General features: G+C 71.8%; 19 protein-coding genes and 3 tRNA genes. 15 read left to right on the plus strand and 7 right to left on the minus strand.

What is annotated here, in order from left to right; genetic code table 11:
- Nucleotides 1-737 precede the first annotated feature (737 nt).
- The gene (locus ACWC97_RS04545) at nucleotides 738-1,703 is read right to left on the minus strand and encodes a DUF5926 family protein (RefSeq protein WP_352273978.1); all 966 of its coding nucleotides are present in this window, start codon (nucleotides 1,701-1,703) and stop codon (nucleotides 738-740) included.
- Nucleotides 1,704-1,983: 280 nt separating this feature from the next.
- A complete protein-coding gene (locus tag ACWC97_RS04550) occupies nucleotides 1,984-2,532 on the minus strand; it encodes an ATP-binding protein (protein ID WP_450647378.1) in 549 nt (182 codons plus the stop codon).
- On the opposite strand from ACWC97_RS04550, the gene ACWC97_RS04555 reads away from it, so the two are divergent.
- Entirely contained in the window at nucleotides 2,489-2,614 is a 126-nt protein-coding gene (locus ACWC97_RS04555; protein ID WP_352274241.1) for a hypothetical protein, read from the plus strand. The two genes, ACWC97_RS04550 and ACWC97_RS04555, sit on opposite strands and share 44 nt — an antisense overlap.
- A 58-nt stretch (nucleotides 2,615-2,672) precedes the next feature.
- Here ACWC97_RS04555 and ACWC97_RS04560 read toward each other — a convergent pair whose 3' ends face one another.
- A complete protein-coding gene (locus tag ACWC97_RS04560; protein WP_385202575.1) occupies nucleotides 2,673-3,521 on the minus strand; it encodes a glycerophosphodiester phosphodiesterase in 849 nt (282 codons plus the stop codon).
- 278 nt (nucleotides 3,522-3,799) lie between these two features.
- Between ACWC97_RS04560 and ACWC97_RS04565 the strand changes: the two genes are divergently transcribed.
- A complete protein-coding gene (locus ACWC97_RS04565; protein ID WP_450647380.1) occupies nucleotides 3,800-5,287 on the plus strand; it encodes a S1C family serine protease in 1,488 nt (495 codons plus the stop codon).
- Nucleotides 5,288-5,361: 74 nt separating this feature from the next.
- A tRNA-Ser gene (locus tag ACWC97_RS04570) sits at nucleotides 5,362-5,448 on the plus strand.
- 240 nt (nucleotides 5,449-5,688) lie between these two features.
- Here ACWC97_RS04570 and ACWC97_RS04575 read toward each other — a convergent pair.
- On the minus strand, nucleotides 5,689-6,120 hold the full coding sequence (locus ACWC97_RS04575) for a hypothetical protein (RefSeq protein WP_450647382.1): 432 nt from the start codon (nucleotides 6,118-6,120) through the stop codon (nucleotides 5,689-5,691).
- A 93-nt stretch (nucleotides 6,121-6,213) separates the two neighbouring features.
- On the opposite strand from ACWC97_RS04575, the gene ACWC97_RS04580 reads away from it, so the two are divergent.
- The 9 genes from ACWC97_RS04580 to ACWC97_RS04620 all read left to right on the plus strand — a co-directional run bounded on the left by ACWC97_RS04580 (nucleotide 6,214) and on the right by ACWC97_RS04620 (nucleotide 16,324).
- A complete protein-coding gene (locus ACWC97_RS04580; RefSeq protein WP_352273973.1) occupies nucleotides 6,214-6,540 on the plus strand; it encodes an SCO4225 family membrane protein in 327 nt (108 codons plus the stop codon).
- Between the two features lie 592 nt (nucleotides 6,541-7,132).
- Nucleotides 7,133-8,728: an ABC transporter substrate-binding protein gene (locus tag ACWC97_RS04585; protein WP_450647384.1), complete on the plus strand. Its 1,596-nt coding sequence runs from the start codon at nucleotides 7,133-7,135 to the stop codon at nucleotides 8,726-8,728.
- 205 nt (nucleotides 8,729-8,933) lie between these two features.
- Nucleotides 8,934-10,124 carry an acyl-CoA dehydrogenase family protein gene (locus ACWC97_RS04590; RefSeq protein ID WP_450647472.1) on the plus strand — a complete coding sequence of 397 codons (1,191 nt, stop codon included), beginning with the start codon at nucleotides 8,934-8,936 and terminating at the stop codon, nucleotides 10,122-10,124.
- Complete coding sequence (locus ACWC97_RS04595; RefSeq protein WP_450647386.1) at nucleotides 10,121-11,095, plus strand: bifunctional MaoC family dehydratase N-terminal/OB-fold nucleic acid binding domain-containing protein; 975 nt, start codon at nucleotides 10,121-10,123, stop codon at nucleotides 11,093-11,095. Before ACWC97_RS04590 ends, ACWC97_RS04595 begins: the two co-directional genes overlap by 4 nt.
- 1 nt (nucleotide 11,096) lies before the next feature.
- Nucleotides 11,097-12,131: an acyl-CoA dehydrogenase family protein gene (locus ACWC97_RS04600; RefSeq protein WP_450647387.1), complete on the plus strand. Its 1,035-nt coding sequence runs from the start codon at nucleotides 11,097-11,099 to the stop codon at nucleotides 12,129-12,131.
- Nucleotides 12,128-12,571: a MaoC family dehydratase gene (locus ACWC97_RS04605; protein WP_450647389.1), complete on the plus strand. Its 444-nt coding sequence runs from the start codon at nucleotides 12,128-12,130 to the stop codon at nucleotides 12,569-12,571. Before ACWC97_RS04600 ends, ACWC97_RS04605 begins: the two co-directional genes overlap by 4 nt.
- Entirely contained in the window at nucleotides 12,568-13,734 is a 1,167-nt protein-coding gene (locus tag ACWC97_RS04610) for a lipid-transfer protein (protein ID WP_352273968.1), read from the plus strand. Before ACWC97_RS04605 ends, ACWC97_RS04610 begins: the two co-directional genes overlap by 4 nt.
- 170 nt (nucleotides 13,735-13,904) lie before the next feature.
- Nucleotides 13,905-14,519, plus strand: coding sequence for a SigE family RNA polymerase sigma factor (locus tag ACWC97_RS04615; protein ID WP_352273967.1), 615 nt, complete (start codon nucleotides 13,905-13,907; stop codon nucleotides 14,517-14,519).
- A gap of 158 nt (nucleotides 14,520-14,677) precedes the next feature.
- Nucleotides 14,678-16,324 (plus strand): long-chain fatty acid--CoA ligase, encoded by a 1,647-nt coding sequence (locus tag ACWC97_RS04620; protein WP_450647392.1) that lies wholly within the window; start codon nucleotides 14,678-14,680, stop codon nucleotides 16,322-16,324.
- Between the two features lie 151 nt (nucleotides 16,325-16,475).
- Here ACWC97_RS04620 and ACWC97_RS04625 read toward each other — a convergent pair whose 3' ends face one another.
- Together ACWC97_RS04625 and ACWC97_RS04630 are read right to left on the minus strand one after the other, a co-directional pair.
- Nucleotides 16,476-20,453, minus strand: a complete 3,978-nt coding sequence (locus tag ACWC97_RS04625; protein ID WP_450647393.1) for a PAS domain-containing protein — start codon at nucleotides 20,451-20,453, stop codon at nucleotides 16,476-16,478.
- Between the two features lie 169 nt (nucleotides 20,454-20,622).
- Complete coding sequence (locus ACWC97_RS04630) at nucleotides 20,623-21,096, minus strand: SSI family serine proteinase inhibitor (protein ID WP_450647395.1); 474 nt, start codon at nucleotides 21,094-21,096, stop codon at nucleotides 20,623-20,625.
- 282 nt (nucleotides 21,097-21,378) lie between these two features.
- Between ACWC97_RS04630 and ACWC97_RS04635 the strand changes: the two genes are divergently transcribed.
- Nucleotides 21,379-21,469, plus strand: a tRNA-Ser gene (locus ACWC97_RS04635).
- Between the two features lie 93 nt (nucleotides 21,470-21,562).
- On the opposite strand, the gene ACWC97_RS04640 is transcribed toward ACWC97_RS04635, so the two are convergent.
- Complete coding sequence (locus tag ACWC97_RS04640; RefSeq protein ID WP_450647397.1) at nucleotides 21,563-22,960, minus strand: DUF7507 domain-containing protein; 1,398 nt, start codon at nucleotides 22,958-22,960, stop codon at nucleotides 21,563-21,565.
- A gap of 509 nt (nucleotides 22,961-23,469) precedes the next feature.
- Here ACWC97_RS04640 and ACWC97_RS04645 point away from each other — a divergent pair.
- Both ACWC97_RS04645 and ACWC97_RS04650 read left to right on the plus strand, forming a co-directional pair.
- A tRNA-Arg gene (locus tag ACWC97_RS04645) sits at nucleotides 23,470-23,542 on the plus strand.
- 336 nt (nucleotides 23,543-23,878) lie between these two features.
- On the plus strand, nucleotides 23,879-24,139 hold the full coding sequence (locus ACWC97_RS04650; RefSeq protein ID WP_352273962.1) for a hypothetical protein: 261 nt from the start codon (nucleotides 23,879-23,881) through the stop codon (nucleotides 24,137-24,139).
- Nucleotides 24,140-24,376: the final 237 nt, after the last annotated feature.

The raw sequence follows: 24,376 nt of genomic DNA on the forward strand, positions 1-24,376 counted from the left end.
CGGGGAGCGCCCGGAATCATGGCTCGGGCTCGAATCCCGGTCGAATCCCCGGTGAATCCCGGCCTCGAACGCACTGCGCAAAGTCTGCCGCTGCAAAGACCGGCTTCGGAAGTGCGTCTGATGGGCTTTCCGTAGATCATCCCGCAATGCGCCACCTGGATTTGATCGAATGATCATTCGAGTATTCCGGGTGAGGAAAGGGGCTCGGGCCGGATTGTGGAAGCCCCTCCGGGGTACGGGTACCTGCTCTTGTCTCTCTGTCGCCGAATACCCGTCGTCCGATATTCGACGTCTACCATCCGCTGTCCGGGCGGCAGCCGGGTCGGGGTGGCCGGTGTACGCCGCGCGGGCATCGTCCCTGGACGGCAGGGGTGTTGGGGGAAAGCGGAGGCTGCTGCCGGACATCCGGCGGGCGAGGGCGAAGAGGCCGGGGCGGCGTCGGTCCGGGATGTGGCGGGCGATGATCGCAGAGCCCGAAGGGCGTTCGGGGGGCGCGGGAAGGGATTGCACGCGGGCCCGCGCTCCGGCATCGCGCGCTGTGCGCCGTACCCGGAAATGAGGATGCCCGATCGCTGGCGACGGGGGATGCACCAGCGACCGGGCTTCTAGAACGGTAACAAGAGATCTGCCGTTCGCAAATTCGATCTCGCGTATTCGGACAGGGATTTACCTGTGGGTACGGGTCTTTGTGACGCGAGTCACTCGGTGGCCCCCGGTGGCGCCGGGGGCCACCGCCGTCAGTTCAGGGTCACCTGGCGGTTGGTGAGCCCGCCGCGGGCCCGGCGTTCCTCGGCGTTGAGCGGCGCGTCCGAGGCGAGCGCACCGGCCAGCCGCTCGGCGAACTCGGCCGCGGGCTTCTCGCACTCCTCGGCCCCCATCGAGCTCGGCAGATCCCAGACCGGGACCATCAGACCGTGCGCCCGGAAGGAGCCGACCAGCCTGGTTCCCTCGCCCAGCGAGGAGGTCCCGGCGGCGTGCAGCCGGGCCAGCGCGTCGAGCAGCCGCTCCTCGGCGTGCGGCATGACCCAGCGCAGGTGGTTCTTCTCCGGCGTCTCGCACCAGTACGCGGCGTCCACCCCGGCGAGCCGGGTCGTGGGGATCGCCGCCTCGTTCGCCCGTTCCAGGGAGGCACTCACCTCGGGAGCGGCGTTCTCCGCGTCCGGGACCCAGAACTCGAACCCGCTGTGGACGACGGGCTCGAACGCCGCGCCCGGGTCGAGCAGGTCCTGGAGCCGAGGGCCGTCGGCCGGGGCGCGACGCGCCGTCACCGGCGAACCGGGCTCGGCGTCCAGCGCCTGGCGCAGCGTGTCCGCGAGGTCCCGGCTGAGGTCACCGGAGGGGGTGTCGTTCTGCAGGGCGAGCAGCACCGAGCCGTCGTCGCGGCGCAGCGCGGGCCAGGCCATCGGAAGGACGGTCGCGAGCGACACCGAGGGAACGCCCTCGGGCAGCCCGTCCTTGAGGGTCAGCTCGACCGTCGCGGCGGGCACCAGCTCGCGCAGCGCGACCCAGTCGCACTCGCCGGACAGCCCTTCGAAGGGGCGGTGGACGAGCTCGGTCACGGCCTGGGCGGCGGCGCGGCCGTGACAGGCCTTGTAGCGGCGGCCCGAACCGCAAGGGCAGGGCTCGCGGGCCCCGACCACCGGGATCTCGCCGTCCTTGAGCTGCGGCTTCCCGGCCTTGGACTGAGGGCGCTTCTTGGCCATGGTGGGCTTTCTCCCGAGTGCGACAGTGCGGTCTGGGCCGCGAGCCTAGCCGCCCCCGGCGGATACCGAACACAGGCGCCCGTTCCCGTGTGCGCCGCACCCCGCACCGGCGCCTCCCGGGTCGGTGAGGGCGCCGCCCGCCGTGCCCGTAGCCGCATTGCCCGCCCGTACCCGTGCCCGTAGCCGTGTACGGGCACGGGTGCCGCCCGCCGTACGGGAGCCGCACCGGCGTGGGCGGCGCCCAGCTCCTTGTGGGGGTGTCCCCGTGGGCGTCGGAGGGTCAGCCCACGTCGTCGAGGAGGTCCGGGAAGCCCAGCCCGTCGAGCGACATGCCGGGCCCCGGGGAGATCGGCGCGGCCGGGCCGCCCCGCAGCCCGGACGACCGCCCGTTCCCCTCGTTGACCAGCACCCAGACGGTCACCTCGCCGGACGAACTGTCACGTACGCCCCACTCCTCGGCGAGCGCGCTGATGATGTTGAGTCCCCGCCCGCCGCGCGCCGTCACCGACGGTGTGGACGGAACGGGACGCGTCGGTCCGCCGCCGTCCGTCACCTCGACGGTCAGCCCTCCGGTCCGGTCCACATGCCATGCGGCGCGGACGTCGCCGTCCCCCACTTCTGCGTGCCGCCCCAGCGGCCTGCCGTGCCGGCAGGCGTTGCTGAGGAGTTCGGAAAGAATCAGTACTGCATCGTCGACGACCGAATCCGACACCCCGTGACTGCGCAACTGCTCGCGCATCCGGTGCCGCGCCTGGCCCACGCCCGCAGGGCCATGGGGTACGGCCATGCTCGACGACGTGGGCACCTTCTGTGCCACCACCAACGCCACCCCCGAGACCTCCTTTGCCCCACGCCACGGTGTGGATGCCCCCCTGAGCTGGACCGGAAACCGGCCGATGGACGGCCGGTGACGCACTCGTAACGATCGAATACCGTTCGAATGCGCCGGTGCACTCCGTGTAACTGACGCTAAGAGCGCCCCAGTTGTGACAAGACCTGTTTCGGGCGGTTCGTGATGATTGCGTCGACACCCAGGCCGACGCAGAGCTCGACGTCCTCCGGCTCGTTCACCGTCCAGACGTGCACCCGGTGCCCCGCGCGGTGCAGCCGCTCGACGTAGCCGGGGTGGTTGCGCACGATCCGTACCCCCGGTCCGGCGATCCGGGCCCCGGCGGGCAGCCGTCCGTCGCGCATGCGGGGCGAGACGAACTGCATCAGGTACACGGTGGGCAGGGTGGGGGCCGCGGCCTGGACGCGGTGCAGCGAGCGGGCCGAGAAGCTCATCACGCGCACCGGGGAGGGCCCCTCGGCCGGCGGGGCGTCGAGACCGAACCGTTTCAGCAGGTGCAGCAGCCGCTCTTCCACCTGCCCCGCCCAGCGGGTGGGGTGCTTGGTCTCGACGGCGAGCTGGAGCGGGCGTCCGGCGGCCCGGGTCTCGACGACGAGTTCGAGCAGCCGTTCGAGGGTGAGTACGGAGGTGAGCTCCCCCGGCACCGGATCCCAGTCCGGGGACTCCTCGACCGGGGACCCCGACTCCTCGCGGGCCTTCCAGGACCCGAAGTCGAGGGCGGCCAGCTCGGCGAGTTCCAGCGCGGAGACGGCGCCGCGCCCGTTGGACGTACGGTTCACCCGTCGGTCGTGCACGCATACGAGGTGGCCGTCGGCGGTGAGCCGTACATCGCACTCCAGGGCGTCGGCGCCGTCCTCGATCGCCTTCCGGTACGCGGCCAGGGTGTGCTCGGGGGCGTCGTCGGAGGCGCCCCGATGGGCGATCACCTGGATGGACTGGTGGGTGGATTGCTGCCGTGCGTGGGTCACCGCGTCATGGTGTCACCGAGCGGAGGCCGCCGTACGCACCCCGGACGGCGGACGGGGGCGCTCCGCGGTGCGGGCGGGGCACGCGGGGGTACGCGGGGCGCGCGTGGTCGTGGTGCGTCATGCGCCCAGTGTGCGTTTTGCCCGATGTAAAGGTTGGTGTGCGGATGCACAGGTCCTGTTTACAGTGGCCTGACGTGTCGTGGGAAAAGCTGTTACCGGACACCTACACAGCGGATCTCTTGCCGAACTTTGATGTGGAACCCGAGGAGTAAAGAGCTGTGAGCACAGAGAACGAGGGCAACGAGGGCACTGCGGCCGAGGCCGTTCCGTCCGCACCTCCCGTGCCGGCCGAAGCTCCTCAGGGACCGGCCGGGACCGGACCGGCCGCCGCCCCGGCGGCGCACGACGCTCCGCCCGCCTCCGCCGCGGCGACGCCGGACACCCCGCCCGCCCCGGCGGCGCCGCCGCAGATGCCTCCCGCGCCCCAGGCGCCGCACACTCCCCTGTCGGCCGCCGAGGCGAACTGGCCGCCGCCCGCCGTCCCCGCGTACGCCTCCGCCGGTGCGGGCGGTGCCGGTGCCGGTGGTGCCGGGGGCGGCGGCCAGGTCTGGGGCGCCCCGTCCCAGCCGTACGGTCCGGAAGCCCCGCGCAAGCGGCGCGGGTCGGGCGGCCTGGTCGCGGCGGTGGTGGTCGCGGCGCTGGTCGCCGGTGGCATCGGCGGCGCCCTCGGCTTCTGGGCGGCCGACCGCAACGGCGAATCCGGTTCGACGACGGTCGCGGCCTCGTCCAACCCGCAGAGCCTGAAGCGCGATCCCGGCACGGTCGCCGGGGTGGCGGCCAAGGCGCTGCCCAGCGTGGTCACCATCGATGCCCAGAGCGGCGACGGCGAGGGCGGCACGGGCACCGGCTTCGTGTACGACAAGGAAGGCCACATCCTCACCAACAACCATGTGGTGGCCTCCGCCGCGGACAGCGGCCAGCTCACGGCGACGTTCTCGGACGGCAAGAAGTACGACGCCGAAGTGGTCGGCCGGGCCCAGGGGTACGACGTGGCCGTCCTGAAGCTCAAGAATCCGCCGTCGGGCCTCGCCCCGCTGTCCCTCGGCAATTCGGACCAGGTCGCGGTGGGTGATTCCACGATCGCGATCGGGGCCCCGTTCGGTCTGTCCAACACGGTCACCACGGGCATCATCAGCGCGAAGAACCGCCCGGTCGCCTCGGGCGACGCCTCCGGCGGCAGCAACTCGTACATGAGCGCCCTCCAGACCGACGCCTCGATCAACCCGGGCAACTCCGGCGGTCCGCTGCTCGACGCGCGCGGAGCGGTGATCGGGATCAACTCGGCCATCCAGTCGACCGGCAGCAGCATGGGCCAGAGCCAGGCCGGCTCCATCGGCCTCGGCTTCGCGATCCCGATCAACCAGGCGACCAACGTCGCCCAGCAGCTGATCAAGACCGGCAAGCCGGTCTATCCGGTGATCGGCGCCACGGTCACCATGACCGAGAAGACCGGCGGCGCGGTCATCTCCGACCGGGGCGCGGGCGGCACGGAGGCCGTGGCGAAGGACGGCCCCGCGGACCGGGCCGGCCTCAAGGCGGGCGACGTCATCACGAAGTTCAACGACACCGTGATCGACAGCGGCCCGACCCTGATCGGCGAGATCTGGACCCACAAGCCCGGCGACCGCGTGACCCTCACCTACAAGCGGGACGGCCGCACGGAAACGGCCCAGGTGACCCTGGGAGAGCGCAGCGGCGACAGCTGATGACCGGCCGACCGTGATGCCCCGCCGCATTCGATCAGCCGGTAGGCTGTAGGCCCCCGCCATGGGTGGGGAGGGGTGGGTTGCCCGAGCGGCCTAAGGGAACGGTCTTGAAAACCGTCGTGGCAGCGATGTCACCGTGGGTTCAAATCCCACACCCACCGCCGCAGCTCGGAGAAGTAACAGTACAGAGGGCGGGCCCCGGGTTCCGGGGCCCGCCCTCTGCGTTCAGGCCGTCTCGCCCTTACTGGCCCGCATCTCGACCCCGACCAGTGCGTGTGGGCCAGGCGTGGGCCACGCGGCGGTGAGCCTCCCGTGGTTCTTCCCCGCATCGCTGCGGCCGGCCCCTTCCGATCGGTCTCGAACATCGCGGGGAGGGGCATGACCGGGGCGGGGCCGGCCGGTCAGGTGGCGGGGTCGACTTCGGGGTGGGTGAAACGCACGGGCTTGCCCAGGGACCGGGCGTAGGCGATTTCGGCCCGGGTGCTGTCTCCGATGTAGTCGCCGACCACGAGCACCTCATCAGCGAGCCGGATCTTGGCCCGGTGCAGAGCATCGAGTCGCACCTTCAACGCCTCGGCCTCGGCCTCGGCGGGATCGGACCAGAGCGCGTGCGGCGACTTCATGTCGCAGCCCGGTCTGACGACGATCCTTCCCGCTGCGGTCTCCCGTAGATCGGCCTCGGCCATCTCGGTCATGAAACGGGTGGAGCCGCAGATCGCGACGATACGCGGGAGGCTCAGCAGCCTCTTCGCGTCGGCGAGCTTCTCCTCGGGGGTCAGTGGTTGCGGGTGGGGCACTGGTTCCTCCTGGCGATGTGTCTCTGATCTGCTCATGGGGGCGAGTTGAGTCGAACGTGAGTACGGCTACTCACGACGGGGGTTCGGGCCATCGCGAGCATGGAGGCACCAACAACTTCGGGGGAACCGATGAACGTTCGTGCTCTGGTCCGTATGACCTTCTGCAATGCCGCCTCGGCCGTCTATCTGGGGATCGTCGCCGCGGCCTTCGTGTTCGAGCTGGCCGTCGTGCTGTTCGGGGATCCGGGGATGGTCGGGGTGTGGCCCGTGCTGCTCACCGCGCCCACCTCGCTGGTGGTCGTGGGGGCGGCGGGAGCGGTCTGGGGGACGGGGGCGTCTGCCTGGTTCCTGTTCGTCGCACCCGTCGTGGGGGCTCTGGTCCAGTCGTTCGCGCTGGGGGCGCTGTGGAGTGCGCTGCGTGGCCGACGGGGGCGGATGCGCCCGGCTCAGGGCTGAACCGGATGCCGTCAACGCCCTTGCGAAGTCTGTGAGTTGACTGTGCAAGCGGCCCGGGAAGGGATTCCGGATGCCCTGATAGCCCGCTGTTTCGTGGAATGTGCTGCCGGGTCGGGCGGGTGCGCGGGAGGGGTGGATTCCGGACGGAGTGGGGGCCGTCCGGGGCGCCTCGGCGGGGAGGTCTATATCACGTTTGATCGAGGAGTCTCCGCTGACCAGCGGTGTGGGGGCCGTCAGGCAAGGGAAGTCGCGGCGGGGACCGTTCGATACCAGCCATCTGCTGCGATCGAGCCGGTCGGAAGTGATCGGTCTTGTTGAAAGAGGGGGCGCGACATCACGCCACCTCCTACTAGATTGTCAAAGCGCCACGCGACCGATCATGTTCTGCATCCCGCCGTTCATCAGCTGTCATTTGGCAGCCCGTCACTAGAGAGAATCCTGGCGAACACCATGTCCGGGCAGGCTGTGCACCTGTACCGCCGCGTACGGCCGGGCTGACAGAGCTGGATGGTCGCGACGTTAGCAGTAGATCTGACCTGATCCGGTTGTCCGGGGTCCCCACGCCTCCGGCCGAGAGTATGAGGCACGTTCTGTGAAGGTTCGTACGAGACGATCGGCCGCGTTGATGTCCGGCGGACTGGCGGCGGTGCTGCTGCTGACGGGGTGTGGCTCGGAGGACCAGATCTGGCCGTTCGAGAGCGGCAAGGACCGGATGGTGGTCGGGATGTCCGACGACATCCTGTCGACGGACCCGGCCGCGGGGTACGACCCCGGTTCCTGGCTGCTCTTCAACAACGTCTTCCAGTCGCTGCTGAGCTTCCCGCCCGGAGCCTCCACCCCGGTGCCGGAGGCCGCCGACGAGTGCGGGTTCTCGGACGGCAGCAAGACGTACACCTGCACGCTGCGCGACGGTCTGAAGTTCAGCAACGGCCACAGCCTCACCTCGACGGACGTCAAGTACTCCTTCGACCGGGCCATCAAGATCAACCACCCGGCGGGACCGGCGCCGCTGCTCTCCACGATCGCCTCGATCAGCACTCCGGACGACAAGACCGTCGTGTTCCGGCTCAAGGTGCCCGACGCCACGTTCCCCAGCAAGATCGCCTCGGGCGCCGGCTCCATCGTGGACAGCCGGGTCTATCCCAAGGACGGTCTGCTCACGAGCGGGAAGACAGTCGGGTCCGGGCCGTACAAGCTGGATTCCATCGACAAGGAGCGGGCCGACTTCTCGGTCTACTCCGGCTATCACGGAACCGCCCAGATGAAGAACGACGGCGTGACGATGAAGCTCTACCGGGGAAATCAGCAGGCGCTCAAGTCCGCCCTGGAGAAGGGCGATGTCGATATCGCGTACCGCGGTCTCACCGCCAAGACGATAGCCGACCTGGACACCTCGCCCACCGCCGACAAGGACGGTCTCGACGTCGTCCAGGGCAGCAGCGCGGAAGTCCAGCACATGGTCTTCAACGTCGACGACCCGGTGGTCGGCAAGCTCGCCGTGCGCAAGGCCATCGCCTACCTCATCGACCGGTATGCCCTGGTCAGCAAGGTGTACGAGTCCACGGCGACCCCGCTGTACTCGATCGTCCCGGTCGGCATCACGGGGCACGGCAACTCCTTCTTCAACGTCTACGGGGACAAGCCGCAGCCGCAGAAGGCGAAACAGGTCCTGCGGGACGCTGGAATAACCGAGAAGGTGCGGCTGGTCCTCTGGTCCACGCCCAGCCGGTACGGCCCGGCCACCGACGACGAATTCCAGACCATCGCCGATCAGCTCAACGCCAGCGGGCTCTTCGACGCCAATATGAGGTCCGTTCCCTTCGGTGAGTACGAGAAGGGAATCGCCGAAGGAAAGTACGGCGTCTACGTGAAGGGCTGGGTGCCGGACTATCCCGACCCCGACAACTTCACCCAGCCGTTCTTCGGCGAGGGAAACGTCCTGTCGAACAACTACGACAACAGCGACATCACCAAGGAGATCATTCCGCAGACCTCGTCGATGACCGACCGGTCGAGCGCCCGGTCGGCGTTCATCAAGCTCCAGGACACCGTGGCCCGCGATCTGCCGCTGCTGCCGCTCTGGCAGGGCAAGCAGTACGCCGTCGCCAAGGACAACGTCCGGGGGCTCCAGAACTGCCTGGACACATCGACGGTCTTCCGGTTCTGGGAACTCAGTTCGGCCGGGTAGGCGGCCTCTTCCGAGTCCTGCCGGGACGTCGTGGAACGGCCCGTGCGCGAGTGCTTCGGCACCGTGCGCGGGCCGTTCGTCGTTCCCGGCCCCGGCGGGAGGGGGTGACGGGTGGCGGGCGTCGGTGACCTTGACAGGAACCGCGTATCTGACGGACAGTCAGAAACCCTGATCCGTGAGCACCCTGATCCGGGAGGCGGCCGCCGTGCACCTCGCCCCGACGGAGCGCCAGCTGCGGCTGCGCGCCGAACTCCGCGCCTACTTCCGTGAGGTGATGCCCGCGAGGAGTGCGGGTACGGCCCCGGGGGCGATGGACCCCGACGAGCAGCGGCGCGTCCTGCGCGCGATCGGTGCCGACGGGATGCTCGGACTCGGCTGGCCGGTCGAGTACGGCGGCCAGGGGCGCGGCGCGGACGAGCAGTTCATCTTCTTCGACGAGGCGTACCGGGCGGGCGCCCCCGTCTCGATGGTCACCCTCAACACCGTCGGCCCGACGCTGATGAAGTACGGGACCGAGGAGCAGAAGGCGTACTTCCTGCCCCGGATCCTCAGCGGCGAGCTCGTCTTCGCCATCGGTTACAGCGAGCCGGAGGCCGGGACGGACCTCGCCTCGATGCGCACCCGGGCGGTGCGCGGACAGGACGCCGACGGGAGCGGCCACTGGGTGATCGACGGGCAGAAGATCTTCACCAGCAACGCCCAGAACGCCGACTGGATCTGGCTCGCCTGCCGCACCGATCCCGAGGCGCCCAAGCACCGCGGCATCTCGATCGTGCTCGTCCCGACCGACGCCCCCGGCTTCTCCTGGACCCCGATCGAGACCGTGGGCGGGCTGACCACGACCGCCACCTACTACGACGGGATCCGGGTGCCCGCCACCCATCTCGTCGGGCCGGAGAACGGGGGCTGGGGGCTGATCACCAACCAGCTGAACCACGAGCGGGTGGCGCTCGCGGCGATCGGGATGCAGGCCGAGGACTTCTACGAGGCGGCGCTCGCCCACGCCCGTACCCCGGACCCGGAGACCGGGCGGCGCCCGGCCGACCAGCCGTGGGTACGGACCCGGCTGGCCGAGGCGTACGCCCGGCTGGCGGCGACCCGGCTGCTCAACTGGCGTCTGGTGGCGGAGGTCGGGGCGGGGTCACCGGCGCCGGGCGAGGCGAGCGGGGTGAAGTTCGCCGGGACCGAGAGCGCCGTGGAGGTGTACCGGATGTGCCAGGAGATCGTCGGCGAGGCCGGGCTGCTGAGGGGCGGCTCGCCCGGGGCCTTCGGGGACGGGGAACTGGAGCGGATGAACCGGGCGGCGCAGATCAACACCTTCGGGGGCGGGGTGAGCGAGGTGCAGCGGGAGATCGTCGCGACGATGCGGCTCGGCATGACGAGGGGCAGGCGGTGACGGTGGTGCGGGAGGGGAACGAGGCGGGCCCGGGGAACGACGAGCTGTACGGGCGGCTCAAAGCCTTCGAGGGGCGGCCCGCGGCGACCGCCGGCACCGGGAAGGACCCGGTCAACGCGCCGATGATCAGGCACTGGTGCGAGGCGATGGGCGACGGGAACCCGGCGTACACCGGGCCGGACGCGATCGCCCCGCCGACGATGCTGCAGGCGTGGACGATGGGCGGCCTCTCCGGCCACACCGACCGCTCGGCGGCGTACGAGGAACTGTTCGCGCTGCTCGACGGGGCCGGGTACACCTCGGTGGTCGCGACCGACTGCGAGCAGGAGTACCTGCGGCCGCTGCGGCCCGGGGACCGGATCTCCTTCGACGCGGTGATCGAGGCCGTCTCGGAACGGAAGACGACGAAGCTGGGCACCGGCCACTTCGTCACCACGCGGATGGACGTCCGGGCGGACGGGGAACTCGCGGGCACGCACCGCTTCCGCATCCTCAAGTACGCGCCCGCCGCGAAACCGCGATCCCCGGAGAAGGCGAAACCGGAGCCCGCGAAGAAGGCGGTGCGCCCCCGGCCCGTGGTCAACCGCGACAACGCGGGGTTCTGGCAGGGCGTGGCCGAGCACCGGCTGCTGATCCAGCGCTGCGTCGGCTGCGGCACCCTGCGCTTCCCCTGGCTGCCCGGCTGCAACGCCTGCGGCGGCCTGGAGTGGGACACGGTCGAGGCGAGCGGGGAGGGCACCGTCCACAGCCATGTGGTGATGCACCATCCGCCGTTCCCCGCCTTCGCCCCGGACGGCGGGGGCGGTCCGTACGCGGTCGCGCTGATCGAGCTGGCCGAAGGGGTGCGGATGGTGAGCAACGTCGTCGGGGTGCCGTACGACAAGGTCCGCATCGGTATGCCGGTGCGGCTGGAATTCCTGCGTACGGAACCGGAGTTGGAGCTTCCGGTGTTCCGGGGAGGCGAGGGCTGAGATGGATTTCGCACCCACCGAGGAGCAGTCCGAGGCGCGACGGCTGGCGGCCCGGATCTTCGGCGACCTGTCGACGCCCGAGCGGCTGGCGATCGCGGGCACCGGCACGGACGCCGAGCTGTGGAAGGAGCTGTGCGCGGCCGGGCTGACCGCGGCCGTCGAGGAGATCGGGCTGCTGGGCCTGGTGCTGCTGCTGGAGGAGCAGGGGCGCACAACGGCGCAGGTGCCGTTTGCGGCGAGCTGCGTCCACGGGCTGCTGGCGGTGGCCGCACACGGCAGCGACGAGCAGCGGGAGCGGCTGCTGCCCGCGCTCCGGGACGGCACGGCCGTCGCCACCGGGGCGTTCCCGGAGCGCGGCGGCGTACGGTCCGACGGCGACAAGCGGCTGACCGGGAGCGTGCCGTACGTGCCGTGGCTGCGGGACGCGACGCTGGTGCTCGTCCCGGACCGGGAGCGGCGGCTGTGGCTCGTCGCGGCCGGCGGGCCCGGGGTGCTGGCCGAGCCGGTGGAGACGACCGCGCCGTGGTCGGCGGCGCGGCTGGTGCTGGACGGGGCGGTGGGGGAGCGGCTCGGCGGCGAGGGGGCGTACGCGGGCGTGCTGGCGATGGCACGGACGGCGTTCGCCGGGGTGCAGGCGGGGGTGTGCGCCGGCTCGCTGGCCCGTGCCGTGGCGCATGTGAACACCCGGGAGCAGTTCGGGCGCCCGCTCGCCACCAAGCAGGGGGTGCTGCTGCGGGCCGCCGACGCCCATATGGACACCGAGGCCATCCGGGTCACCGCGTACGAGGCCGCCTGGCGCCACGACGCGGGACTGCCGTACACCCAACGGGCGTTGACCGCTGCCTGGTGGGCGTCGGAGGCGGGGAAGCGGGTGGTGCACGCCGGACAGCATCTGCACGGCGGCACCGGCGCGGACCTCGACCACCCCGTGCACCGCCACTTCCTCTGGGGGCGCCAGCTCGACGCCCATCTGGGGTGCGGCGGCGAAGTGCTCCAGGAACTCGGTGACGCGCTGGTGAAGGAGGGCATGGAGTGAAGGCCGGTGACGAGCTCGCACCGCTGGAGATCGCGGTGACCCGCACCCTGATCGTGGCGGGCGCGATCGCCTCCCGCGACTACCAGGACGTGCACCACGACGCCGGACTCGCCCGGGAGAAGGGCTCCCCGGACATCTTCATGAACATCCTGACGACCAACGGCCTGGTCGGCCGGTACATCACCGACCGGCTCGGCCCCCGGACGGTGCTCCGCAAGGTCGCCATCCGGCTGGGCGCGCCCAACTACCCCGGCGACACGATGGTGTTGCGCGGCACGGTCACCGCCGTGGGCGGCGACGGGACGGCCGAGATCGCCGTCGTCGGCACCAACGGCATCGGCCGTCACGTCACCGGGACCGTGACGGTGGAGGTCGAACCGGACACGAACGAACCGGACACGGACGACATGGACAGGGACGAGGGGCGGGTGGCGGCATGAGCGTACGCGGGGCCGACCGGCTGGGCGGCCGGGCCGCCGTCGTCGGGATCGGCGCGACGGAGTTCTCCAAGGACTCCGGGCGCAGCGAGCTGAAGCTGGCCGTCGAGGCGGTCCGGGCCGCCCTGGACGACGCCGGGCTGACCCCCGCCGACGTCGACGGGCTGGTCACCTTCACCATGGACACCAGCCCGGAGATCACCGTCGCCCAGGCGGCCGGGATCGGCGAGCTGTCGTTCTTCTCCCGCGTCCACTACGGCGGCGGCGCGGCCTGCGCCACCGTGCAGCAGGCGGCGATGGCCGTGGCCTGCGGGGTGGCCGACGTCGTGGTCTGCTACCGCGCGTTCAACGAGCGTTCCGGGCGCCGCTTCGGCTCCGGCGTGCAGCGGCGGGAGCCCACCGCCGAAGGCACCGCGCTCGGCTGGAACCTGCCCTTCGGGCTGCTCACCCCGGCCTCCTGGGTCGCCATGGCCGCCCAGCGCTATCTGCACACCTACGGGCTGACGCCGGAGGCCTTCGGGCACGTCGCGGTCACCGACCGGCGCCACGCCGCCCGGAACCCGGCCGCGTACTTCTACGGGAAGCCGATCACCCTGGCCGACCACGCCGCCTCGCGGTGGATCGTCGAACCGCTGCGGCTGCTGGACTGCTGCCAGGAGACCGACGGCGGGCAGGCGATCGTCGTCACCAGCACCGAGCGGGCCCGGGACCTGCGCCGACCGCCCGCCGTGGTCGTGGCCGCCGCGCAGGGTGCCGGGCGGGCACAGGAGCAGATGACCAGCTTCTACCGCGACGACCTGACCGGACTGCCCGAGATGGGCGTGGTCGCCCGGCAGCTCTGGCGCACCTCCGGCCTCTCCCCCGCCGAGATCGACGTGGGCATCCTCTACGACCACTTCACCCCGTTCGTCCTGATGCAGCTGGAGGAGTTCGGCTTCTGCGGGCCGGGCGAGGCGGCCGACTTCGTCGCGGCGGACGCACTGCCCCTGAACACGCACGGGGGCCAGCTCGGGGAGGCGTACCTCCACGGGATGAACGGGATCGCGGAGGCGGTCCGGCAGATCCGCGGAACGTCGGTGAACCAGGTCCCGGGCGCCGCGAGAACCCTGGTCACCGCGGGCACCGGCGTCCCCACGTCCGGTCTGGTCCTGGGCGCGGACGGCTGATCCCGGGCCCGCCCGTGCCCCTCGGACCCCGACGGCGCCCCCTGATCCGGGCCGACGCGGACTCCACCCACAGGAGGTGGGGCAGTCCCCACCCCTACGTCCTGAGTCGGACGCGCTTTCGGGACCTGGGGCCGATCCCCGTGACGGCGCCCGCTCATAGCGTGGAAGGCATGACCACGCCAGTCTGCACAGGCGGCTCCGGGGGAGCCGTCACCACCGGGCACCGCCCGTACTCCGGGCACGTACCGCGTGCCGCACGGCCCGCGCACACCGCGCGAGCCCCGTACGCCCCGTATCCGTCGTTCACCTCTTTCGTCCGGGCGCGGGGGCCGGTGCTGCTGCGCGCCGCGCGCTCGCTCACCGCCAACCCGAGCGACGCCGAGGACCTGCTGCAGACCGCGCTCACCAAGACCTACGTGGCCTGGGACCGGATCGAGGACCACCGGGCGCTGGACGGATACGTCCGCCGGGCGCTGGTGAACACCAGGACCTCGCAGTGGCGCAAGCGCAAGGTCGACGAGTTCGCCTGCGAGGAGCTGCCGGAGCCGGAGACCGTCCAGGGCCCGGACCCGGCCGAGCACCAGGTGCTGCGTGACGCGATGTGGCGCGCCGTGCTCAGGCTGCCGGACCGGCAGCGCGCGATGGTGGTGCTGCGCTACTACGAGGATCTGAGCGAGGCCCAGACGGCCGAGGTGCTCGGAGTCTCCGTCGGTACGGTCAAGAGCGCGGTCTCGCGGGCGCTCGGCAAGCTCAGGGAGGACCCGGAGCTGGCTCCGGTGCGGTGACCGGCGCAGGCGGGACCGACGGGCCAACCAGTCGAAAGAGTCGAACGAAAAAGTCGAACGAAACTGATTCGTACTCCCGGAAGTAGTGACATACCGAGTGGTATGTGCGCAGAATCAGGCCAACCCTACTGCCGCGTAGCGCCCACCGGGAGGACGCCGTGCTGAGCACCATGCAGGACGTACCGCTGACTGTCACCCGCATCCTCCACCATGGGATGACCATTCATGGGAAGTCGCAGGTCACGACCTGGACCGAGGCCGGACCGCGGCGCCGCAGCTTCGCGGAGACCGGCCGGCGGGCGACGCGGCTCGCGCACGCGCTCCACGACGACCTCGGCATCGACGGCGACCAGCGGGTGGCCACGCTCATGTGGAACAACGCGGAGCATGTCGAGGCATACCTCGCGATTCCCTCCATGGGTGCGGTGCTGCACACGCTCAACCTGCGGCTCCCCGCCGAACAGCTGGTCTGGATCGTCGCGCACGCCGACGACAAGGTCGTGATCGTCAACGGCTCCCTGCTGCCGCTCCTCGCCCCGCTCCTGCCGCAGATGCCCTCGGTCGAGCACGTCGTCGTCGCCGGTCCGGGCGACCTCTCCCTCCTCGACGGGGCCACGCCCCGGGTGCACGACTACGAGGATCTGATCGCCGGCCGGCCCGACCACTACGACTGGCCCGAGCTGGACGAACGCCAGGCCGCCGCCCTCTGCTACACCTCCGGCACCACCGGCGACCCCAAGGGCGTCGTCTACTCCCACCGCTCCATCTACCTGCACTCCATGCAGGTCAACATGGCCGAGTCGATGGGGCTGACCGACCGGGACACCACGCTGGTCGTCGTGCCCCAGTTCCACGTGAACGCGTGGGGCCTGCCGCACGCCACGTTCATGTCCGGCGTCAGCATGCTCATGCCGGACCGGTTCCTCCAGCCCGCCCCGCTCGCCGAGATGATAGAGAGCGAGCGGCCGACCCACGCCGCCGCCGTCCCCACCATCTGGCAGGGGCTGCTCGCCGAGGTCACCGCCCGCCCCCGCGACCTGACCTCCATGGCCCGGGTCACCATCGGCGGCGCCGCCTGCCCGCCCTCCCTCATGGAGGCGTACGACAAGCTGGGCGTCCGCCTCTGCCACGCCTGGGGCATGACGGAGACCTCGCCGCTCGGCACCATGGCCCACCCGCCCGCCGGGCTGACCGCGGAGGAGGAATGGCCCTACCGCGTCACCCAGGGGCGCTTCCCGGCCGGGGTCGAGGCACGGCTGGTCGGCCCCGGCGGCGAGCACCTGCCCTGGGACAACAAGTCCGCCGGTGAGCTGGAGGTGCGCGGCAACTGGATCGCCGGCGCGTACCACGGCGGCCCGGACGACGAACCGCTGCGCCCCGAGGACAAGTTCAGCGCGGACGGGTGGCTGAAAACCGGTGACGTCGGAGTGATCAGCGAGGACGGCTTCCTCACCCTCACCGACCGGGCCAAGGACGTCATCAAGTCCGGTGGCGAGTGGATCTCCAGTGTCGAACTGGAGAACGCGCTGATGGCCCACCCGGACGTGGCCGAGGCCGCGGTCGTCGCCGTCCCGGACGAGAAGTGGGGCGAGCGCCCGCTGGCGACCGTGGTCCTCAAGGACGGCGCGGCCGTCGAATACACCGCGCTGCGGGAGTTCCTCGCGTCGTCCGGCATCGCCAAGTGGCAGCTTCCGGAGCGCTGGACGATCATCCCGTCCGTGCCGAAGACCAGCGTCGGCAAGTTCGACAAGAAGGTGATCCGCAGACAGTACGCGGAGGGCGAGCTGGACATCACCCAGCTCTGAGCCGTCCGGGAACGGCAGGACCGACTGGACCGACAGGACCGGCTGGAACTGCTGGTCCGACAGGACAGGCTGGAACTGCTGGACCGGCAGGAACGACGGGGGCGGTACGGGGGATTCCCGTACCGCCCCCGGTCGTTCGGGAACGACCGCGTCAGTTCGTGCCGATCTTCGCCAGCAGGTCGACGATCCGCGACTGGACCTCGTCGCTCGTGGACCGTTCGGCCAGGAAGAGGACCGTCTCGCCCGAGCCGAGCCTCGGCAGCTCGGCCCCGCTCATGTCGGCGGAGGTGTAGACGACCAGCGGGGTGCGGTTCAACTGGCCGTTCGCCCGGAGCCAGTCGACGATCCCGGCCCGGCGGCGGCGCACCTGCATCAGGTCCATCACCACCAGGTTGGGCCGCGTCCGCCCGGCGAGCGTCACCGCCTCGCTGTCGGTGGCCGCCCGCGCCACCTGCATGCCGCGGCGCTCCAGGGTCTCCGTCAGTGCCAGCGCGATCTCCTCGTGCTCCTCGATCAGCAGCACCCGGGGCGGATGCTGCTCGCTGTCGCGCGGGGCGAGCGCCTTGAGGAGAACGGCCGGGTCGGCCCCGTACGCCGCCTCCCGCGACGCCTGCCCCAGACCGGCCGTCACCAGCACCGGAACCTCCGCCGCCACCGCTGCCTGGCGCAGCGACTGGAGGGCCTTGCGGGTGATGGGGCCGGTCAGCGGATCGACGAAGAGCGCGGCGGGGAACGCCGCGATCTGGGCGTCCACCTCCTCGCGGGAGTGCACGATCACCGGCCGGTAGCCGCGGTCGCTCAACGCCTGCTGGGTGGAGACGTCGGGCGCGGGCCAGACCAGCAGCCGACGCGGGTTGTCCAGCGGCTCCGGGGGCAGCTCGTCGTCGACCGGGAGCGGCGAGGGACGGTTGGCGACCTCGACCGCGCCGCCCGGACCGTCCAACGGCTCCGGCCCCTCGGCACCCTCGTCGGGCGCGCCTATCGCATACGCCCGGCCCTCGGCCTCGGCCTCCGGCGCGGTGTGCGACTGCGCCGGTACGCCCGGGGCTGACGCCGACGGGGCGGTCTGCGGGGCGTGCTCCTCCTCGGGCGGGGCGGCGAGCTTGCGGCGTCGCCCGGCACCGCCGAGCGTCTGGTTCTGCTGGTGCGCGATGTGCTGGGCGAAGGGCACGCCCTGCCCGAGCGTCCGCACGCTGAAGGCACGCCCCTGCGTCGAGTCCGGGGAGACGCCCGGCGCCGGGGTCTCCGCGGGCAGCGGCTGCCGACGCGCGTCCGGCAGCGGCGCGGCGTCCTGCGGGAGGGCGGCGGGCTCGGGGGCCTGGGCGGGCGCGGTGCCGGTGGCGTGCGCGGTCGGCCCGGCGGACGGCTCCGTCGCCCCCTCGCCGGTCACCGGGGCGGGTGCCTCGGCGGGGCGGGCCCGGCGGCGGCCGCTCGGCGCGGCGGGCACCGGGTGCGGCTGCGGCGGCGTGTGGTCGTCGTCGGGGGCGGTGCGCACGGCGTCGTGACGGGCCTGGGGCGGGGCGTCGGCACCACCGGCCGCGACGGGCGGCCGGTCGGCCTCGGCGGGCGGCAGCGCGAACGCGGTCCGGGGTCCGGCGGGCTCGGCCTGGGCGGCCCGCTCCCGGTCGGCGGCGAGCGCCCGCCGGGCCCGGCGCCCCTGCGGCGCCTGAGGCGCTTGCGCGGCCGCCTGGGGCGTCTGAGGCGCCTGCGGGCTCTGCGGTGTCTGCGAACCCTGAGGCGCCTGCGGGCCCTGGGGTGCTTGAGGCGGATGGGGCGTGGAGTTGTCGGTGCCCGGCCGTCCCTGAGCGGGCACCGGAGCCGCCACGGGGGCCGACGGGGCGGCGGTCAGCGCCAACTGCCCCTCGCCGCCCTGCGACGCGCGAGGGTTGCCCGGACCCTCGGTCGTACCCGGTCCGCGATGGCCGTCCGCCGGAACGCCCTGCGGCGGCACGGCCCGGCCGAGCTGCGGACGCCCGCCGCCCTGCGCTCCCTCGGCCGCCGTCACCACGGCGCCCTCGGCAGGAGCGGGCGCGGAAGCGGAGGCGGGCAGGGCCAGCGCCTGTCCGGCCGCCTGCGGCCGCGTATCGGGCTGGACACCGGCCTCGGCCGGGCTCGGCCGTCCCCGCCGACGCCCCGAACCACCCTGCGTGTCCTGCGCCCCGGCAGCTGCCCGAAGCGCCTGTTCGTCCTGGACGGGCTCACGGCGCGCCCGCCGCCGCCCGGTCGGCGGCTCGGCCACCGCCTGCTCGCCACCCGCCCCGGAACCGCCCACCGGGCTCTCCAGGAACGCGTCGGTGGACGCCCGGCGCGCCCGCCGCCGCCCGCTCCCCTGCTGCGCCCCCGCGCCCTCCGGCTCCGGAAGGGCCCCGGCGACGGGCACCTGCGCGCCCTCGTCGACCGGCGACGGCCCGGGCTCCGCACCAGCCCCGGAACCCTGCTCGGGAACGGGAGCGGAAAGGGGCGCGGGACCCTGCTCGGGCGCGCTGGCCGACACCGTCCCCGACCCCGTACCCAGCGGCACTTCCAGCACATACGCGCTGCCGCTCATCCCCGGCACCTCGTGCGTCTGGAGCACGCCGCCGTGCGCCCGCACGATCCCGCGCACGATCGGCTCGTGCACCGGATCGCCCCCGGCGTACGGGCCGCGCACCTCGATGCGGACGACCTCGCCGCGCTGCGCCGCCGCGACGACGACCGTGGAGTCGACGTACCCGCCGCCGGGCACCGGCCGGGCCTTGCCCGTCGAGTCGATGCCGGCGACGTCCGCGACGAGATGGGCGAGCGCGGTCACCAGCCGGTCCGCGTCCACCTCCGCCTCGATCGGCGGCGCGTGCACCGCGAACTGCGCGCGCCCGGGGCCGATCAGCTCGACGGCCGCGTCGATGCCGGCCGTCACGACCGAGTCGAGCAGCACGTTCGTCTTGAGCAGCTTCTCGGAACCGGCGTCCAGGCGCTGGTAGCCGAGCACGTTGTCGACCAGGGTGGTCATCCGGGCGTAGCCCGCGGCCAGGTGGTGCAGGATCTGGTTCGCCTCGGGCCACAGCTGGCCCGCCGGGTCGGCGGCGAGCGTGGCCAGTTCGCCGCGCAACTCCTCCAGCGGGCCGCGCAGCGACTCGCCGAGCACGGCGGTGAGCTGGCCGTGCCGGGCGGTCATCGCCGCCAACCGCTCGCCCTGCTCCTCCAGCTCGACCGCGTACCGCTCGGACCGGTCGGCCAGCTCCGCGCTGTGCCGCTCCGTCAGCTCGGCCAGCTCCGCGGCGTGGTTCGCGGTCAGCTCGGCCAACTCCTCGCGGTGGCGCGAGGCGAGCTCCTCGTAGGGCCTGCGGTCGGTGAACGTCATGACGGCGCCGACCAGCTGGTCCCCGTCCCGGACCGGCGCGGTGGTCAGGTCGACCGGTACCTGGGCGCCGCTCTTGGACCACAGGACCTGGCCGCGCACCCGGTGCTTGCGCCCGGAGCGGAGCGTGTCGGCGAGCGGCGACTCCTCGTACGGGAACGGCTCGCCCTCCCCCCGCGAGTGCAGGATCAGCGGATGCAGCTCCTGGCCGCCCAGATCGCTGGCCCGGAAACCGAGGATCTGCGCGGCGGCGGGGTTGACCAGCACGACCCGGCCGTCCGTGTCCGTGCCGACCACGCCCTCGGCCGCGGCCCGCAGGATCATCTCGGTCTGCCGCTGCGAACGGGCCAGCTCGGCCTCGGTGTCCACCGTGCCCGACAGATCCCGCACGACGAGCATCAGCAGCTCGTCGCCGGTGTATCCGCCGCCGTAGCCACCCTGGAAGTCGGTGTACGCGGCCTGCCCGTCCTCCAGGCTGGCGCTGGTGACCTCGGCGGGGTACTCCGTGCCGTCGGTCCGCCGGGCGGTCATCCGCTTCGGCTTCGTACGGCCCCGCTCGTCGGCCTCCTCGGGGCGCCGCATCGAACCCGGGATCAGCTTGGAGTCGAACTCCGGCAGCAGATCCAGGAGGCCGCGCCCGACGAGCGCGGTGCCCGGCGCCTCGAACATGCCGAGCGCGATCGTGTTGGCGTTGACGACCGTGCCGTTGCAGTTGACGAGCAGCAGCCCGTCGGGGAGTGCATCGAGTATGGCTGCGAGGCGAGCAGCGCCCCGGGATGGCCTGCTGCTCACGACGACGCTTCCTCCCTGATTACCGCACCTTGCTGACAGCGGGCCCCATCTTGCCCCTCGGGCCGCAGCCTGTCACTGAGGGATTCTAAGGGCTGCGAGGCGCCGCGGGGCTGTGGATGAGGGGGAGCTCTCACCAAGGTCCTGTGCATACGGTGTACGAACCCGTCCCTCAGCCGACCTCGGGAAGCACCGGCCGCAGCGTGTTCCAGCGCGCGATCTCGCAGCCGTCGCTCCGGTCGAACGCCGCGTCGACGCCCCGGCCGCGCCAGGTTCCGGTGATCCGGGCGGTCGCCGGGCCGCCGAACTGCATGGTGCACAGCGCGTCCCGGGCCACCGGGGCGAACGGGGCCGCTCCTCTGCCCGCCAGCTCGTCCAGCCGGTCACAGGCCGCCCGGGCCGCCGGATGACTGCCGCCCGGCGGGGCGCAACGGAGCCGGAAGACGCCGTCGGCCCCGGCGTGTCCCGAGCCGGAGACCGTGATCGTCAACTGGGTGCGGGCATGAGAGCGGGCGCCGTCCGCACTCATGCCCGCACCCGCCGCCGGAGCGGCGAGGGCCGTGACGGCGACGAGGGCCACGAGAGCCGCGGGGGTGAGGCGGCGCGCCGTACGGTACGGACGAGACGCGCGGGACGCATGGGACATGCGGGCTCCTGGACTCGGGTGCGCCGGCGAGCTGCCGACGGGCGGAACGAACGGGACACGGGGCGGGGCAGGGGCGAGGGGCAGGGAGACAGGAAGCCGGCTTCCCGTTTCACCCGTTTTCCCGCCCTCTCTCCCTAACGCTCCACACGCCGTGGCGTTGCGCGTCGGGAAGCGCTTTGCCCTCGCACCCGACTGCCTAGTACCGTGGGCACCGATTGGTGACGCACCGCTTGGCTGTGTCATCATCTGCACGCACCATTCGCGCTCGCGCGAAGCGTGCATGGAGGCGTCGCCTAGTCCGGTCTATGGCGCCGCACTGCTAATGCGGTTTGGGTCTTAAAGCCCATCGAGGGTTCAAATCCCTCCGCCTCCGCCCTTCGATCAGGGAGTTCGGCCCACAGCGGCTGAACTCCCTGAGTCGTTTCCGGGATCTTTCACCTTCGGTGCCCATGGAGACCCCGGGAGGCTACGGACGGGTGGCGCAGGGGTCGCAGCAGCTCGGGGCGGGCTCGACGCAGACGGTGACGGAGTCGGTGTTGTTCCCGGGGTCGAGGTCCTTCTCGTTGCCCCGGACCGTGGCGGAGTTGGTGACCCGGCCTGGCGCGGTGGCCTTGGCGCGCAGGACGAGAGTGACCCGGGCGCCGTCGTCCAGGACGCCCACGGTCCACCGCCCGGCGACCGGGTCGTAGACGCCGGGGCCCTCCGCGGAGAGGAGGACGAGGCCGTCCGGGAGCCGGTCGGTGACGGTGACGCCGGTGGCCCGGTTCGGTCCGGCGTTGTGCGCGGTGATCCGGTACGTCACGGTCTGGCCCACGGTGACGGTGGTCGCGTCGGCCGCCTTGACCACGCTCAGATCGGCGGCCGGGTTGACCTGCGTGACCCGCTCGTCGGAGGTGGCGGTCAGCGGCTCCGGGGTGTCGCCGAGCCGGTTCTCGTACGTGGCGGTGGCGGTGTTCGCGATCTGCCGGCCGCCGGAGGCGCGGTCGATGGTGACTCGGTACTCGGCCGTGGTGCCGGTGGGCAGGGTCTCGGTGTTGGGCAGGCTGCCGCCCTCCCCGGCCGCGGCGCCGTTGCCGAGCCCGAAGACGACCTTGCCGCCCGGGGCGTCGTAGTACGCCTGGTCGCCGTCGTGCGCGTCCGTCTTCGCCCCGGCGTTCGGGCCGTCGACGATGCGCAGCGACCCGGGCACGTATGTCGTCCCCGGCGGGACGGCGTCGGTCAGCACGAGGTTCTCGGCCGCGCCGCCGCCCTCGTTCCGGGCGTTGATCCGGTAGGTGATGACGTCGCCCACGTCCAGCGGCCCGGTCGGAGCGGCGTCCTTGGTGAGGACGACGTACGGGGCGGTGCCGAAGAAGATGCCGTCCAGGAAATTGCCGATGCTCTGGTTGCCGCCGGCCGCGGAGACGGACCGGAAGGCGAAGCGCGTCAGGGTCTGCCCGGCCGGGACGGTGTACGTGCCGGTGTAGTAGCCCCAGGCGGTGGTGCCGTCGGTGAAGCGCCGCTGCTGCACCGTGGCGCCGGGCGCGCCGATGTCCAGCGCCATGGTGTCGTCGCCCTGGCGGCCGCGATGGTAGAGCCGCCAGTACAGCTTCGTGCCGGGCGTGGTGGGCAGGTCCTGGTAGAGCGTGGAGACCTGGTTGGCGTTGAGCTCGGCGAACTGGGTGCCCTCGGCCGACGGCACCCCGTTGAAGCCCGAGCGCCACAGCTCGATCCGGTGGTCGGTGGCGGTGGTGAGCCAGCCCGGGACGCGTTTGGGTGCCTGGGTCTGCGAGGCGTCCGGCAGGATCTCCACGCCGGTGACGGCGGGCTGTTCGAAGCCGCCGTTGGCCAGGGCGACCCGGAGCGGAGCAGGAGGTGTGGACATGGTTCTTCCCCTCACGTCGACGCTGCTGGAACACGCCGCCGTACTACCGGCCGCACCTCCGTGCGCCGCGGCGGACCCGATACGTCCCGTAGCGCACCGCACCCGGCATGGTTACGTAAAGTGACGAACGTCGACGTTCAGCCAACCCGCCCCACCGGGTTTTGCCACCCGCATCCCGGACGGGCCCCTGTCGCCGCCCCCTTTGCGCCGCCCCACCCGCACCACACGCACCGCATGGGCCCCTGGTCCTCTCCCGCCCACTCCGTCATGGCCGGAAGTCCCCGCTGTATCCCGACGCCCCACCCTTGCGCAGAGTGAAACTCTCACCATCGAAGTTGACGCCTGCTCCCCGTCGTCAACAGTCGCCCCGCATCTCGGCCGCGCGGACGCGAATCGCGGCATTTGCGCAGGTCAGGGAGGGTTTGGCTAATGGATTTCGCGCTACGGCGCAGGTCATGTAATGTTGTTCTCGCAACGCCGACCGGGAAGAAAAAAACCGGGAAGCACAAGCACTCGTAGCTTAACGGATAGAGCATCTGACTACGGATCAGAAGGTTGCAGGTTCGAATCCTGCCGAGTGCACAGCAAGCAAGAGGCCCGGACGAGAGTCCGGGCCTCTTGCGTTGTCGGGGTGTACAGCAGCGAAGTACAACAACACCCTGACTGCATCGACCCGTGCGGGGAGGATGCGGCGGTTGCGGCCAGCGACGACGGACGTCTGGTGGAGACGGCCGACATCGTCGTACCCGCAGCCCTCTGCGCCATCGTCCACCAGGTCCGTATCAGCTTGGAGTCGCAGTACTCGCCGGGGACTGGAACTTTGACCAGGACCGATCGTTCTCGCCACGGAAAGGCTGGCATCGTACTCGGACGACCGCCGGCCACGGCGGTGCTCAGGGGAGGGGATTGGCTGTGGTTGTGGGTATCGGGCTGGTCGTACTGGGGCTGGCGGGCATGGCGTGGGGAGCCATGTTCCTCTTCAACTTGCGGGGCGCGGCGGACAAGGCAGTTGCGCGGCGAGACGCCGTCAGGGCCGTGACCGCCGCGCGGACGCTGGATATGGGGCTTACGGAGCCGTCGCGACTCGGTGCCTGGTTCTTCCGGCTCATGGGCGGCATCGCCTTTCTTGGCTCACCCGTGGTCGCGCTCGCCGGTCTCGCCATCGCGACGCTCGAATGACTCGCAGGCGCCCGCTCCTACGGGGTGCGGCGTGGACGTGGCCGCCAGGGGGCGAGCGTTAGGGGGTGCCCCTCCGGCGGCCACGGACAAGGTGAACGTGCCCCGTTCCGGGGACGACGGTGCTGGTTCCGGTCGAGGAGGCGGACGGGTGGGCGAAGGCCGGACCGGACATCGACTTCGCGGGCTACCTGGTGGTCGCCCGGCGCGTCACATCGGGGTGCGGCACCGGCGGGGGCG

This window comes from Streptomyces sp. NPDC001108 (genome assembly GCF_053598535.1).

Bases quoted from the DNA above. Each gene is read 5' to 3' on its own strand.
- ACWC97_RS04545 (WP_352273978.1), bottom strand. From the start codon at position 1,703: ATGGCCAAGAAGCGCCCTCAGTCCAAGGCCGGGAAGCCGCAGCTCAAG.
- ACWC97_RS04575 (WP_450647382.1), bottom strand. From the start codon at position 6,120: ATGAGCAGATCAGAGACACATCGCCAGGAGGAACCAGTGCCCCACCCG.
- ACWC97_RS04610 (WP_352273968.1), top strand. From the start codon at position 12,568: ATGAGCGTACGCGGGGCCGACCGGCTGGGCGGCCGGGCCGCCGTCGTC.
- ACWC97_RS04580 (WP_352273973.1), top strand. From the start codon at position 6,214: ATGAACGTTCGTGCTCTGGTCCGTATGACCTTCTGCAATGCCGCCTCG.
- ACWC97_RS04555 (WP_352274241.1), top strand. From the start codon at position 2,489: ATGCTCGACGACGTGGGCACCTTCTGTGCCACCACCAACGCCACCCCC.
- ACWC97_RS04630 (WP_450647395.1), bottom strand. From the start codon at position 21,096: ATGTCCCATGCGTCCCGCGCGTCTCGTCCGTACCGTACGGCGCGCCGC.
- ACWC97_RS04615 (WP_352273967.1), top strand. From the start codon at position 13,905: ATGACCACGCCAGTCTGCACAGGCGGCTCCGGGGGAGCCGTCACCACC.
- ACWC97_RS04640 (WP_450647397.1), bottom strand. From the start codon at position 22,960: ATGTCCACACCTCCTGCTCCGCTCCGGGTCGCCCTGGCCAACGGCGGC.
- ACWC97_RS04600 (WP_450647387.1), top strand. From the start codon at position 11,097: ATGGATTTCGCACCCACCGAGGAGCAGTCCGAGGCGCGACGGCTGGCG.